Genomic DNA, 13,255 nt, shown 5'->3' on the forward strand with positions numbered 1-13,255 from the left:
ACTACGGCGCTCAGCCGGCTTCCAGGTCGCGGCGGCGGAACGAAAGCACCCCGGCAGTGGTCAGCAACAGTGCGATCAGCGCAGCCGCTGCAACGGGGACCGGATCCAGCTCTCCTGCGGGCGCCCTGGGCATCAGGCCGAACGGCTCAGCGTTGCTCACCGCCTCGGGCAGGTTCAGCAGAGGGCCGTACACCCCCACGATGATCGAAGCCAGAAGCACCACCCAGACCCACCAGCGACCTGCACTCAGCACGCCATAAGACACTGCGGCCAGACCGGCGAAGCTCATGACAAGGGGAAGGTAGACCAACCCTGCAAGGGCAAATTCCCATGCAAGGCCGGGATCTGCCACGGATATCCCTGCGCCCACGCCGAGGCCCAACCCGATGCCGAGGAGCATCACCGTTGAACCGAGGACTGTGACCGCCAGCGAACTGAGCAGCCAGCGGGTGCGGCTGACGGAGGTGGTAAGGATGGCACCGGTGCGGCCGTCGGCTTCCTCGCCCCGAAGCCGATTGACCGAGACCACTGCGTATACAGCCACCGCCATGGCGAAGTACGCGGTGAAGGAGGCGAGCGTTGCCCGTAGAACGTTACCTCCGGCCCCTTGGCCGAAGACCGCAGCCAGCTGGGGCTGCGCTTCGAAGCTCTCCACGATGCCCTGGCCCATGGAGCCGGTCAGCAGGGCGAAGATGGACAGTCCGATCAGCCATCCGATAATGCTCCCGCGTTCCATCCGCAGAAGAAGTCCCGCCGGATGGATCAGGGATTTGCTGGCATTGCCCCGCCCGCTTCGAGCAGGCACCAGACCGGCACCGAAGTCGCGGTGTGCGATTAGTAGCACTGCGATGACCAGCAGCACGGCGAAGAGCCCGACACACAGCAGGAGCGGCCACCACCGCAGGTCAGTGAACGCGCGCGTCTGCTGTGCCCAGGCGATGGGTGAAAACCAGGAAAGCGCGCTGCCTCCGAGGGCCTGGGCATCACCGACGCCGCGCAGGAGGAAAGCCAGTGCCAGCGCTGCACCCGCCATGCCTGATGCGGTGCGGGCATGTTCGCTGAGCTGTGCGGTGACTGCAGCTACGCCGCCGAATACGAGCCCCACCAGCGCCATCCCGGCAGACACGGCGAGAGTATCCGCGAGCACCAAATCGCTGCTAAGCAGGCCGGCGCCAAGAGCAGCACCGATGGCCGCGTTTGCCACCAGAAGGGTGAGGAGGGCCGCTGCCAACGGCGCACGGCGCCCGACCACGCCTGCCCGAACGAGTTCTGCGCGGCCGCTTTCCTCCTCCGCACGGGTATGCCGGATCACGAGGAAGATCGACATGAGGGCTGCGGCAATCGCGAGCATGCCGAGAAGCTCGTTGGTCACCATGGCACCGAAGGTGTAGTTGTTGATGCCGTACCCGGGGCCGGTAAGGAGTGCGCCGGATGGGTCCTGCATAATACTGGCGCGGGTCTGCAGTGCAGCCTGGTTCGGATAGGCAAGGGGAATCACAGTGCCGAAATAGGCGACCATTCCGCCTATACCCAGCGCCCACACGGGGATGCGGACCCGGTCCGTACGGAGTGCAAACCTGAACAGGTGGCCCGTGCCCGTCAGGCTTCCCGCAGAGCGCTGGGATGAACGATGGTTCCGCTGATGTGCGATGGCTGTCGCGTTCATTGCGCCCGCCGCCCACCGGTGACAACGGAGGTCGTGTAGCCGTCCCCATACTGGTGCAGGAAAAGCTCCTCGAGCGAGGGCGGCGTGCTGATGAGGCTGCGGATGCCCAGTGGAAGGAGGTGGGCCAAAGCAGCTGGCAGGGCGTCGTCGTCGGCTGTGAAATGAACTTTCTCCTCCTCGCTCCGAACGTCATGGACGCCCGGTATGGACGCCACCGTGGTCGCGTCGCCGTCGGATACGACCGCGACGGCGGTACGCCGAAGGTGCCGAAGCTCCGCCAGCGTCCCGCTTTGCACCGTTCGGCCCTGCCTGATGATGGTCACGCGGTCGCACAGGGCTTCCACCTCGGCGAGGATATGGCTGGAAAGCAGAACTGTGCGGCCGGCTGCCTTGACCTCCCGGATGCACGCCTGGAATTCGCGTTCCATCAGGGGGTCGAGGCCGGAGGTCGGCTCGTCGAGGATCAGGAGTTCGACGTCGCTGGCCAGCGCCGCGACGAGCGCCACTTTCTGGCGGTTTCCCTTGGAATAGGAGCGCGTCTTCTTTTTGGGATCAAGGTCGAAGCGTTCGAGCAGTTGGTTGCGTCGGGTGCGGTCTACTCCTCCCCGCAGTCCCGCGAGAAGGTCAATGGCCTCGCCGCCGGTGATCTTTGGCCAGAGGCTCACATCGCCCGGCACGTACGCAAGGCGGCTGTGAAGCTCGACGGCGTCCCATGGGTCGCGGCCGAAAATTCGTGCGGTGCCGGAATCCGCCCGGAGCAGTCCCAGGAGAATCCGGATGGTGGTGGACTTGCCGGAGCCGTTCGGTCCGAGGAACCCGTGAACCTCGCCGGGTTCGAGCGTGAGATCGAGTTGGTCGAGTGCGCGCACGGAGCCGAAGGACTTTTCCAGCTGACGCACTTCGATGGTTGCTGACATGAAAAACACCTTCTGGGAAGAGTGTTGAGTGTTGTGGGTTGAGCGGTGTTTGTGGGAGCGCGGGAGAGTCGGGAGGGTCAGGGCTGCGGTGGATCAACGACGTACAGGAGGTACGCGTCCAGCATCGAACGGTCGGCAAGAAGTCCCTGGGTGAAGAGCTCGGTGCTGGGAAGGCCCATTCGTGCGAGGTAGCCGCGCATGGCCCCGGCGATGTCGGAGGGGTCTTCCGGGGGGTTCAGCGTCAGGTCCAGCAGCAACGCACCGAATCCCTGAACCGTGAGGTAACGCGCCCGTGCCTTCTCATCCAGTGAAGGAAGAATGGTCCCGGCCTTGACCCCTTCAGCAATCCACTCTTCCGCGTCCGCGGCGAAATGATCGATGAATGACCGCGCAAGATCCCCTCCTGCCTGCAGGCTCTGCAAGGCGTAGCCCACCAGCGGTGCTGATTCGTCGACGGACGCCATGGCGAGCAGGAGTTCGTTGGCGGACGCGGGGCGGACGGCTCGTTCCTTGTATTCGCGGATTCTCTGAAGGACGTAGTCATCACAGGCTTCGCGGAGGCCCTGCTTTGAGCCGAAATGGTGGAGGATCAGCCCTGGGCTGACGCCGGCAGCGTCAGCGATAGTCCGCACGCTGACATTGAAGCCGGACCGGCCGAACAGCTCCACCGCCGCGTCACGCACTCTGGCGCGAGCGGTGAAATCGGAGCGGTCGGCGTCGGCCGCGTCCATCGCAACTGAACGCATGTTCAATATGCTAAACCTGTGTTCAGTCGAGGGCAATGGGCGTCCGTGAGCTAGGTCAGGTCGCGGCGCATGATCCAGCGGGTGCGGCCCGCACTGGTTGCCTTGGTTTCGGCGATGCGCTCGAAGCCGGCCTTCTCGAACAGCGCTGTGGTTCCGACGAAGGCGAGCGTCGTGTTGATCCGGGCGCCCTCGGCGTCCACCGGATACCCCTCAACGGCCGGCGCCCCGTGGGAAGCGGCGAACTCCACGGCTTCTTCCAGCAGTCGGGTAGCCACACCACGACGCCGGTGCCCCGTCTTCACGACGAAGCAGATGACACTCCAGACCGGCACGTCATCGACCTGCTGGATTGTGCGCGAACGCGTGAGCCTACCCATGCCGGCGCGAGGTCCGACTGCGCACCAGCCCACCGGCTCGCCCTCCAGATAGGCGAGCAGCCCGGGCGGCGGATCTTCACGGCACAACTCCCGCATCCGCCCCGGTCTACCCTCCGCTCCCAGGGCGCTGAGTTCGGACGCGGCCAGCCGAGGGGGCAGGCACCAGCAGGCGCCGGCACCCGGCGTTTTCGGCGCGAGAAGCGAGGCGACGTCGTCGAACCGGTCCGCTGTCGCGGGATGAACCGCAACCGTCATGGAGGGAATGATACGCCGACCGGGCGACCTTAGCTTGCGAGGTTGAGGTCCTCCGAAATCGCCTGCGCGGCGGAGCGCAACAGTGGGATGGCCTTGTCGGCGAAGCCCTCGTCTACGCGGGAGATCGGCCCGGAAACCGAGATGGCTGTAGGCGTAGGAGCGTTGGGTACGGCCATCGCGAAGCAGCGCACGCCAAGCTCCTGCTCCTGCTCATCGATCGAGTAGCCGCGCTCGCGGATGTTGTCGAGTTCCGCCAGGAGCTGGTCCACGGAGGCGATGCTCTTTTCGGTGGGCGTGGGCATGCCTGCGCGGGTCACGATGTTGCGCACCGCGTCATTATCGAGTTGAGCCAGGATGGCTTTCCCGACGCCGGTGTCATGGGTATGCGCCCGTCGCCCCACTTCGGTGAACATGCGCATGGAGTGCGACGACGGCACCTGGGCGATGTAGACCACCATGTCGGAATCGAGCACGGCCATGTTCGAGGTCTCACCCAATCGATCCACGAGCATCTTCAGCTGCGGTCGGGCCAGGGCGCCGAGCTGCTTGTTCGCACCCTCACCGAGACGAATCAGGCGGGGACCTAGGGCGTAGCGGCGGTTGGGCAGCTGGCGGGCGTAGCCCTTCATGACCAGGGTGCGAAGGAGCCTGTGGATGGTGGGCAGGGGAAGGTCGGTGGAGGAGGAGAGCTCGCTCAGCGTTACTTCACCACCGGCGTCGGTAATCAACTCCAGCAGCTCGAATACGCGCTCCACCGACTGGACGCCGCCGCCTGCAGCCTTCTCGGCCATTTGGCACTCCTAGCTAGAAACTATCCGCACAGCGGAAGAACTTCTCCAAAGATACCCTACTTCCACACAGCGGAAACTGAAGTCGACGCCGTAGATACTGCCCGACGCCCCAGAAACTGCCCGGAGGTGCAGCCCTGCCGATTCGAAGCGGCAGCCCTGCACCTCCGGGACGTTTCTTTGATCCGACCGGCGCGAAGAACGCTTGCAATTCCATTTGGTAGATAATAATATCCACATTACGAAATAACTTATCTGGAGGATCTTCAATGGCGAGTCCCAGCCCCGGCTACTCAATCACCCTTCGCGTCCAAGCGCCGTCGAGCTTTACTGCCACTGCCGAGCTGGCCGCCGCAGTAGGCTCCGCCGGAGCGTCCATCACCGCGCTCGACGTCACTGAGTCGCACCACGACAGCATCGTGGTGGACGTCAGCTGCAACACTACAGACGCAGCCCACGGGGAGCGCGTCCGGGACGCCCTCAACGCGCTCGACGGCGTGAACGTCAAGAAGCTGAGCGACCGCACCTTCCTGATGCACCTCGGCGGGAAGCTGGAAGTTGTTCCCAAGGTTCCGCTGCGCAACCGGGATGATCTGTCCCGTGCCTACACCCCCGGCGTCGCACGCGTCTGTATGGCCATCGCCGAGAATCCCGACGACGCCCGCCGGCTCACCGTCAAGCGCAACACTGTTGCTGTGGTCACCGACGGCTCGGCCGTGCTGGGGCTGGGCAATATCGGCCCCGCCGCCGCGCTGCCTGTCATGGAGGGCAAGGCCGCCCTTTTCAAGCAATTCGCCAACGTTGATGCCTGGCCGGTATGCCTCGACACCCAGGACACCGAAGAGATCATCAGCATCGTCAAGGCACTCGCGCCCGTCTATGGCGGCGTGAACCTTGAAGACATCGCTGCGCCGCGCTGCTTCGAGATCGAGAACCGGTTGCGCGAGGAGCTGGACATTCCCGTCTTCCACGATGACCAGCACGGCACCGCCATCGTCACGCTGGCGGCTCTCACCAACGCCCTGCGCGTGGTGGAAAAGCAGATCGAGAACGTGCGCATCGTCGTCTCGGGTGTCGGTGCCGCCGGCTCGGCCATCATCCAGCTGCTGCAGGCCCAGGGCGCGAAGAACATCGTGGCGTGCGATCGTAAGGGCGCCATCCACAGCGGTCAGATCCACACCGACGAGCACCGCCGCTGGATCGCCGAAAACACCAACCAGGACGCTTTCTCCGGTACTCTCCATCAGGCGCTGGCCGGCGCGGATGTCTTCATCGGCGTCAGCGGACCAAACATCCTCGGTGAGGAGCAGGTTGCGTCGATGGCGGACAAGGCAATCGTCTTCGCCATGGCCAACCCGGACCCGGAGATCGACCCGATCATCGCTGCCCGGCACGCCGCCGTCGTGGCCACCGGTCGCAGCGATTTCCCCAACCAGATCAACAACGTGCTTGCGTTCCCGGGCTTCTTCCGGGGATTGCTCGACGCCGGCGCCTCCGACATCACGCCTGAGATGCTGGTTGCCGCTGCTGTCGCAATTGCAGCACGGGTGGACGATGATGAACTCAATGCCAGCTTCGTTATTCCGAGCGTCTTCGATCCGCACGTTGCGGGGGATGTCGCCGCCGCCGTTGCCGCTGCAGCCCACGCGTCCTCGGCAGTCCAGCAGCCCGCAGCAGCATCCGCAGAGTAGGAGCAGAACATGTCGATAGAACTTACGACGACGCCGGTTACCGGCGCGGAAACTATCCTGACCCCCGAAGCACTCCAGTTTCTTGAACTCCTGCACCAGAAGTTCCGGGGAACCCGTGATGAGCGGCTGGCCGCACGAAAGGCCCGTCGCGAGGAAGTGGCGCAGACCGGTCGGCTTGATTTCCTTCCTGAGACAGCAGAGGTCCGCAGCGGCAATTGGACCGTCGCCGCGGCACCGCCGCAGTTGCAGGACCGCCGCGTAGAGATGACCGGACCGGCATCGCCCGCGAAGATGGCCATCAACGCACTCAACTCCGGCGCCAAAGTCTGGCTCGCAGACCTCGAGGACGCGAGCGCCCCCACCTGGCACAACGTTGTCGACTCCCAGGTCAACCTCTACGGGGCGGCGCGGGGGACCCTCAGCTTTACGTCGCCCGAGGGCAAGGAATATGCGCTGCGGACGGACGCGCCGCTCGCCGTCGTCGTCGCCCGCCCACGCGGCTGGCACCTGCCCGAGAAGAACATCATCATCGACGGTGAGCCGGCCATCGGTGCGCTGGTGGATTTCGGCCTGCATTTCTTCCACAACGCGAAGCACCTGCTCGAAAACGGAAGCGGACCGTACTACTACCTGCCCAAGCTGGAGAGCCATCTCGAGGCGAGGCTGTGGAACGACGTCTTCGTGTTCGCGCAGGACTACGTGGGGGTCCCGCAGGGTTCGGTCCGCGCGACCGTGCTCATCGAAACCATTCCCGCCGCCTTCGAGATGGACGAGATCCTGTATGAACTGCGCGACCACGCCTCCGGCCTGAACGCCGGCCGCTGGGACTATCTATTCAGCATCATCAAGTACTTCCGTGACGGCGGCGAATCGTTCATTCTGCCTGACCGTGCGTCGGTGGCCATGACGGCACCCTTCATGCGGGCGTACACCGAGCTGCTCGTGAAGACCTGCCACCGCCGCGGCGCGTTTGCCATGGGCGGCATGGCAGCGTTCATCCCCAACCGCCGTGAGCCAGACATTACGGCGCAGGCCATCGAGAAGGTCCGCGCTGACAAGACCCGCGAGGCGAACGACGGCTTCGACGGCTCCTGGGTCGCCCACCCTGACCTGGTGCCGGTCTGCCTCGAGGTGTTCGATGCCGTCCTTGGAGACAGGCCGAACCAGATTGACCGGCAGCGTCCCGAGGTGGAGGTCACTGCCGCGCAGCTGCTCGACGTCGAGTCCGCGGATGGGGACGTGACCGAGGTGGGCCTGCGCGCCAACCTTTATGTCGCCGTCGCCTACGTTGCAGTGTGGCTCTCCGGCAACGGCGCGGTCGCCATCCACAACCTCATGGAGGACGCCGCGACGGCGGAGATCTCGCGCTCCCAGGTCTGGCAGCAGATCAGGAACAAGGTGGTGCTCGCGGATACCGGCAACACAGTTACGCCGGAGCTGGTGAACTCGATCCTCGCCGAGGAAACCGAGCGGCTGCACGCGGAGGTTGGGGACGAAGCATTCGAGAAGTTTTACGAACCGGCCAGCCGCCTCATCGCGGACATCTGCGTCTCCGAGGACTACACCGACTTCCTCACGCTTCCCGCCTATGAGCTGGTGAGCTGAGTGGAGTTCGCTCTCGGTTTCGACGATTACGCCGCAATCGACTCGAAACTCGCGGACACTGACCAGCTGTTGCGCTTCAGCTATCCCGGCGACAACGGATCGCGCCAACCGGTCCACACGGTGTACGTACCGGCGGACCGCTACCAGCCGTCGCTCCCCGGTGACTGGGGGCGGGAGGCGATTGCCGCCGTCGAACGAACCGGTGGCATGGATGCGCTGTGCAGCGCGTTGGGATTGAACGACGACGTCGGCACGCTGGTGAGCGCAAAGCTCACCGCTGAGCCGATCGAGGACCTGCGCCTGGACTTCGAGGACGGGTATGGCAACCGGCCCGACGACGAAGAGGACGCCGACGCTGCCCGCGCTGCTATTGCGGTGGCCCGGGCTCTGCGGGACGGGATCGCTCCGCCGTTTATCGGCATCCGGTTCAAGTGCTTCGAGGAGCCCACCCGCCGTCGTGCGCTGCGGACGCTGGATCTCTTCGTGGGCGGGTTGCTCGCTGAGGGGCCGTTGCCGGAGGGACTGGTGCTCACGCTGCCCAAGGTGTCCACGGTGGCGCAGGTCGAGGCGATGGTGTTCGCGTGCCGGCGACTGGAAGCGGTGCACGGTCTGCCCTCGGGCAGGCTTCGGTTCGAGGTGCAGATGGAAACGCCGCAGCTGATCCTGGCCGCTGACGGCACTGTTCCCGTTGCGCAGCTGCTGCATCGCGCGGAGGGCCGAGTGTCCGCGCTGCACTACGGGACGTATGACTACAGCGACTCCCTGCAAATCGCCGCGGAGTACCAGTCGATGGAGCATCCGGCCGCGGACTACGCCAAGCAGGTCATGCAGGTGGCGGTCGCGGGCACCGGCGTCCGGCTGTCTGACGGGTCGACGAACATCCTGCCGGTCGGCTCCCAGACCGAAGTGTCCGCGGCCTGGGCGCTGCATGCCCGGTTGGTGCGGCGCTCGCTGGAGCGCGGCTACTACCAGGGGTGGGACCTTCACCCCGCCCAGCTGCCGAGCCGGTTCGTCGCCACCTACGCGTTCTACCGCGAGGGCCTGCCCGCGGCGGCGAAGCGTCTTCGCAACTACGTGCACCGGATCGAAAGCGCCATCCTCGACGAACCGGCAACGGCCCGTGCGCTTGCCCGGTTCGTCCATCGCGGAGTGCTGTGCGGCGCCGTGACCCAGGCCGAGGTGAACGAGCTGGCCGGCATCTCCCTTCCTGACCTGGAAGCACTCGCACATCCGCGGAAACTTCCGGAAAAAGCTGAAAACATCTAAGGACTGAACTTTGAGCAACTACTACGCACCTGAAACCGTCCTGCCGCCGCAGACGGATCTGCTGACGGGACGCGCCGTCGTCACCGAGGCCTACACCGTCATTCCCCGCGGGGTGCTTCGCGACATAGTGGTCAGCGAGCTCCCCGAATGGACCGGAACGCGCACCTGGATCCTCAACCGGCCGGTTGCCGGAGGTGCGACGACGTTCGCCCAGTACCTGCTCGAGGTCTCGCAGGGCGGTGGGTCCACCAATCCAGAGCCCGAGGCGGGAGTCGAGTCGTTCGTGTTCCTCCTGGAGGGCGCGCTCACCATCAAGCTCGAGGGTGAGCTGCACGACCTGACACCTGGCGGATTTGCCTTCATCCCCCCGGGTGCCGAATGGGAAGTGTCCAACTCTGCGCCGGAGTCCGCGAAGTTCCAGTGGATCCGCAAGGCCCACCAGCCGCTGGCCGGTCACACGCCGAAGGCCCGCGTGGGTAACGAGAAGGACATTGAGCCGGGCGCCATGCCGGGCACGGACAACAAGTGGCGCACCACCCGCATGCTGCCTACCGATGACATGGCGTATGACATGCACATCAACGTGGTCACCTTCGAGCCCGGCGCCGTGATTCCGTTCGCTGAAACCCACGTTATGGAGCACGGCCTTTACGTGCTCGAAGGCAAGGCCGTGTACCGGCTCAACCAGGACTGGGTGGAGGTGCAGGAGGGCGACTACATGTCCCTCCGTGCCTTTTGCCCGCAGGCCTGCTACGCCGGCGGTCCGTCCAACTTCCGCTACCTGCTGTACAAGGACGTGAACCGCCAGATCAAGCTGACCTAGGTCGGCCACTGACCCGCGTCAACAACTGTTGACGGTCCTCCATGTCGTCAACTAATGTTGACGACATGGAGGTGGATCGAATGAAAACACTGGTGGCGTCAATGGATGGGAAAGGGCCCGCCGACGCACTGCACGCCGTCGCGGAGCTCCAGAAGGAGGTCGCCCGGACGGAAGCGTCGCTGGTCCGAGCGGCGAGGGGCGCCGGACTTTCCTGGGAAGCGATCGCGCTTTGTCTCGGCGTCAGCAAGCAGGCCGTGCACCGCAAGTACGGGAAGCGGTAACGCCAAGAAAGGTCGGACAGCATTGTGAAGTCGGATTCGTTCTCCTTGCCTTCCGGCAGCTTCAGCAGGTTGAAGTCGGCCGGTGGTTCTACCATCAACAGACGGACATCTACGCTCATATGGGTGTGGCACCCACCCCATGAGGGGTAGGTGCCACACCTGGTCTAGGGAGACTGCTTAGAACAGTCCGGCCAGCAGACCCTCGTTGTCTTCGCCACCGTCAGTAGTGCTGTCGGCCGAGGTATCAGCGTCGACATTGCTGTCAACGTCGGGGTCGACGTCCACATCAGTGTCATTGCCGCTGAAAATGCCGTTCAGGTTATCCGACACGTCCAGGTCGATGCCGCAGTGAAAGAAATGCGTTGGTGGCCAAAGCGACTGCGCGGAGCGCTGCTGGTGACTTTCCTGTGGGATGAGCTTTCCTTCGTGAACTCTGTCCAATAAGGACCACAAGTGGTCATCCCAGACGGATGAAGCACCAGGCCTTGTCGAAGTTGCGTCCTGCCAGGTCCGAGCGTCGCATCCAGATTTCGAGGTGTCCTGCATCGCCGAACCACCCTTCGAGATGGGTCCAGCTTTCCAGATCGAGGATCAGGACGTGTTCGTCGCTGGAAGCTACGGGCAGTACCTGCTCGAGGGTGTCATTGAGCTCGTTGGTTCCTTTCCAGCTGTGTCCGTAGACGTGCGATAGGGGTGTGTAGACTTTTTCCCGCCCCGCCTTGTAGAAGCTCAGCCACGCCTCCAGGATTGCGTTGTTCGCGTGTTCGATCCGGTTGAAGTCGTCCTCGGGCAGGTCGATGGAATCCTCAGGCGAGCGGACGCTGAAGGACGCGGACGGGATGACGACCTGGCATACGTCCGTGGGTGTCTCCGCGTTCTCCGGGGGATCGATGATGCTGCCATCCGGGGCTGCAACCCAGCGCACCTGCCATGCGCCGGAAGCTCCGTCGGTGGAGTCATATCCATAGGTTTCGCAGTCGTGGAAGATTTCCAGCACGCCGCTGTCCGGGAGGGACTGGGCTGGGTCGTGCCGGTCAGGCATGCCCGGACCCCACGCCTGGCGGTGATTGGCATCAACGACGTCGGCGACCTCGACCAGGTGCAAGGTGGCGACGTGGGCGAGTTTCTTGCCGTCCCGGCGTTGCGGCCACTGCGGTAGCGGGCCGACTGAGGGTCCGCCCAGCCAGGAAAGATGCGCTGTGCCGTCCCAGAACTGGTCGATGTCTTCACGACCCGCAGGCACGTTGGCAGCGGTAAGCGCGACGGAAAAGCGGATGTCATCGGCAAGCCCCGGCGTGTCGATGGCAGGATGTTGCAGCCACGCCGCGATGTCTTTGTTGGAGCCGTTGATCGGCGGTGAGGGGATGGTCTGTCGACTCATGTGTTCCTCCTGGAATGGTCGATGGGGCAGGATGTATGCGGCCTTGGTGAGAGCGCACACATCCTGCATCGATTAGATTTGGTGCCTTGTCTATAGTCGGACACCGCAGTGCCGCAGCAGTGCGACACCGATCTGGTGCTGTTTCTGCCAGCTTTGACGCTTCACCCAGTCACGCATGTACTCCCCGGACGCCGCGGAGGCACCGAAACGTTTGACGCCCTTGGAATTCATCCATAAGGTCACGCAGTTGCGGTGTACGCGGGTTGGGATTTGGATCAGGTTGTTCTTGTGGTTGATGGCGTAGTTACTCCAGCCCTTGTACCTGCCCGAGGCTTGGGTGACGATGTGGTGCCATTCGTAGCCTGACCTGACGCCGTGTGCCCGTTTGAACGCGGTGAAGCTGCTGAAACCGCCGCGGGTTGTGTAGGCCATGCCGCCGCGGATGGTCGTGGCAGCGAAGGCCCTGACCGCGGCTGGAGCCAGTGCGCGGGCCGCGGCTCCCAGTGCGATGGGAATCAACGGGATGAACCAGGGGTCCGAGACGACAGGGAATTCGGCTCCGGCGGTGTCGACCACCTGTACAACGGTTTCGTCCTCGACCCGATACTCGGTCGGCAGGGATGTTCCAGCAGCGTCTACAGCCCACGGCGCCGGCATGGCCGCCAGGACAACAGTGTCGGCGGGGGCGCTGTCCTGCGGGTCACCTACGCTTTCGGTCTGTACCTCAGCGATAGCCGCCTCAACAGCTGTCGGATCGACCTCATCAACTGTCGGAAGCAGCTCGGTCAGGGCAGCATCACCCTCAGGAAGCGGTTCAGCTTCAAGGACCGGAATCGCTACCGGGTCCGCCAGAACCACCACACTGCCATCGGGCTGTTGGTGCAGCTGTGCCCCCGCAGGCAGAGACAAGTCATAGCTCAGCTCCTGAACAGGCACAGCCTCATCAATCACCGCCTGGATCCTCACCGAGCCGTCCTCGAAACCTTGGACCTCCATCGATACCGGCGTTGCTGCATCAGTGGTCACGAGCGTTCCAGAATCAGTGATCAAAGGCTGGGAGGGCGCCTCCTCGGGCAGGCTGATACCCATCGGAACTGCTGTTCCTTCGGCTCGTGCTCACGGCAACAATCCACGGTTCCCGTGGAAGTCCTCCACACCACGCTAGTCCGCAGGCTCAACCAACAGCACCAAGAACAAATCGGCGTCCACCGTGGCAGACACCACAATCATGGCCCCCAAGAAGCACCGCGCATCCAGAGCCCAAAGCCAGCAAACGGGATACTTTCTATCCCCACGGAGCGTCAGCGACACTGAACCGCTAGTCCCTGAAACACCTCGATCAGGGGCCTCGCGGTGCTCGGACTGGCCCCGATTACGCGATTTTTGCTGCTGTCCTTATGTTGTTGAGCAGGTAGTTCGCAGGGCAGTTGTAGTGTCTTGGCTACCCAGGGGTGATGGG

General features: G+C 64.1%; 13 protein-coding genes. 5 read left to right on the forward strand and 8 right to left on the reverse strand.

The genetic code is table 11. The features are described from left to right. Positions 1–10: 10 nt before the first annotated feature. The 5 genes from Q0877_RS13770 to Q0877_RS13790 form a co-directional block, all read right to left on the reverse strand. On the reverse strand, positions 11–1,666 hold the full coding sequence (locus Q0877_RS13770) for an ABC transporter permease (RefSeq protein ID WP_299168773.1): 1,656 nt from the start codon (positions 1,664–1,666) through the stop codon (positions 11–13). Next, a complete protein-coding gene (locus Q0877_RS13775) occupies positions 1,663–2,583 on the reverse strand; it encodes an ABC transporter ATP-binding protein (RefSeq protein ID WP_299168776.1) in 921 nt (306 codons plus the stop codon). Before Q0877_RS13775 ends, Q0877_RS13770 begins: the two co-directional genes overlap by 4 nt. A gap of 77 nt (positions 2,584–2,660) precedes the next feature. Next, positions 2,661–3,329 carry a TetR/AcrR family transcriptional regulator gene (locus Q0877_RS13780; RefSeq protein ID WP_299168779.1) on the reverse strand — a complete coding sequence of 223 codons (669 nt, stop codon included), beginning with the start codon at positions 3,327–3,329 and terminating at the stop codon, positions 2,661–2,663. Positions 3,330–3,379: 50 nt separating this feature from the next. Then, entirely contained in the window at positions 3,380–3,961 is a 582-nt protein-coding gene (locus tag Q0877_RS13785) for a GNAT family N-acetyltransferase (protein WP_299168782.1), read from the reverse strand. Between the two features lie 29 nt (positions 3,962–3,990). Continuing rightward, the gene (locus Q0877_RS13790; RefSeq protein WP_299168785.1) at positions 3,991–4,752 is read right to left on the reverse strand and encodes an IclR family transcriptional regulator; all 762 of its coding nucleotides are present in this window, start codon (positions 4,750–4,752) and stop codon (positions 3,991–3,993) included. A gap of 266 nt (positions 4,753–5,018) precedes the next feature. Here Q0877_RS13790 and Q0877_RS13795 point away from each other — a divergent pair, with 266 nt between their 5' ends. The 5 genes from Q0877_RS13795 to Q0877_RS13815 all read left to right on the forward strand — a co-directional run bounded on the left by Q0877_RS13795 (position 5,019) and on the right by Q0877_RS13815 (position 10,415). Beyond that, the gene (locus Q0877_RS13795) at positions 5,019–6,440 is read left to right on the forward strand and encodes an NAD-dependent malic enzyme (RefSeq protein WP_299168788.1); all 1,422 of its coding nucleotides are present in this window, start codon (positions 5,019–5,021) and stop codon (positions 6,438–6,440) included. A gap of 9 nt (positions 6,441–6,449) precedes the next feature. Further along, the gene (aceB, locus tag Q0877_RS13800) at positions 6,450–8,045 is read left to right on the forward strand and encodes a malate synthase A (RefSeq protein ID WP_299168791.1); all 1,596 of its coding nucleotides are present in this window, start codon (positions 6,450–6,452) and stop codon (positions 8,043–8,045) included. After that, positions 8,046–9,311 carry a DUF6986 family protein gene (locus Q0877_RS13805; RefSeq protein ID WP_299168794.1) on the forward strand — a complete coding sequence of 422 codons (1,266 nt, stop codon included), beginning with the start codon at positions 8,046–8,048 and terminating at the stop codon, positions 9,309–9,311. A 10-nt stretch (positions 9,312–9,321) separates the two neighbouring features. Further along, entirely contained in the window at positions 9,322–10,134 is an 813-nt protein-coding gene (locus Q0877_RS13810; protein WP_299168797.1) for a bifunctional allantoicase/(S)-ureidoglycine aminohydrolase, read from the forward strand. Between the two features lie 65 nt (positions 10,135–10,199). Next, positions 10,200–10,415 (forward strand): AsnC family protein, encoded by a 216-nt coding sequence (locus Q0877_RS13815; RefSeq protein ID WP_299168806.1) that lies wholly within the window; start codon positions 10,200–10,202, stop codon positions 10,413–10,415. Between the two features lie 177 nt (positions 10,416–10,592). On the opposite strand, the gene Q0877_RS13820 is transcribed toward Q0877_RS13815, so the two are convergent. The 3 genes from Q0877_RS13820 to Q0877_RS13830 all read right to left on the reverse strand — a co-directional run bounded on the left by Q0877_RS13820 (position 10,593) and on the right by Q0877_RS13830 (position 12,885). Then, positions 10,593–10,745 carry a hypothetical protein gene (locus Q0877_RS13820; RefSeq protein WP_299168798.1) on the reverse strand — a complete coding sequence of 51 codons (153 nt, stop codon included), beginning with the start codon at positions 10,743–10,745 and terminating at the stop codon, positions 10,593–10,595. A gap of 127 nt (positions 10,746–10,872) precedes the next feature. Beyond that, positions 10,873–11,796, reverse strand: coding sequence for a DUF1963 domain-containing protein (locus Q0877_RS13825; protein ID WP_299168800.1), 924 nt, complete (start codon positions 11,794–11,796; stop codon positions 10,873–10,875). 90 nt (positions 11,797–11,886) lie between these two features. Continuing rightward, positions 11,887–12,885 (reverse strand): hypothetical protein, encoded by a 999-nt coding sequence (locus tag Q0877_RS13830; RefSeq protein ID WP_299168801.1) that lies wholly within the window; start codon positions 12,883–12,885, stop codon positions 11,887–11,889. Positions 12,886–13,255 lie beyond the last annotated feature (370 nt).

This window comes from uncultured Arthrobacter sp. (assembly GCF_947495145.1).
GTDB lineage: Bacteria > Actinomycetota > Actinomycetes > Actinomycetales > Micrococcaceae > Arthrobacter_D.

Excerpts from the sequence above, each read along its gene's own strand:
- Q0877_RS13770 (WP_299168773.1), bottom strand. The coding sequence starts at position 1,666 with ATGAACGCGACAGCCATCGCACATCAGCGGAACCATCGTTCATCCCAG.
- Q0877_RS13775 (WP_299168776.1), bottom strand. The coding sequence starts at position 2,583 with ATGTCAGCAACCATCGAAGTGCGTCAGCTGGAAAAGTCCTTCGGCTCC.
- Q0877_RS13780 (WP_299168779.1), bottom strand. The coding sequence starts at position 3,329 with ATGCGTTCAGTTGCGATGGACGCGGCCGACGCCGACCGCTCCGATTTC.
- Q0877_RS13785 (WP_299168782.1), bottom strand. The coding sequence starts at position 3,961 with ATGACGGTTGCGGTTCATCCCGCGACAGCGGACCGGTTCGACGACGTC.
- Q0877_RS13790 (WP_299168785.1), bottom strand. The coding sequence starts at position 4,752 with ATGGCCGAGAAGGCTGCAGGCGGCGGCGTCCAGTCGGTGGAGCGCGTA.
- Q0877_RS13795 (WP_299168788.1), top strand. The coding sequence starts at position 5,019 with ATGGCGAGTCCCAGCCCCGGCTACTCAATCACCCTTCGCGTCCAAGCG.
- aceB (WP_299168791.1), top strand. The coding sequence starts at position 6,450 with ATGTCGATAGAACTTACGACGACGCCGGTTACCGGCGCGGAAACTATC.
- Q0877_RS13815 (WP_299168806.1), top strand. The coding sequence starts at position 10,200 with ATGGAGGTGGATCGAATGAAAACACTGGTGGCGTCAATGGATGGGAAA.
- Q0877_RS13825 (WP_299168800.1), bottom strand. The coding sequence starts at position 11,796 with ATGAGTCGACAGACCATCCCCTCACCGCCGATCAACGGCTCCAACAAA.
- Q0877_RS13830 (WP_299168801.1), bottom strand. The coding sequence starts at position 12,885 with ATGGGTATCAGCCTGCCCGAGGAGGCGCCCTCCCAGCCTTTGATCACT.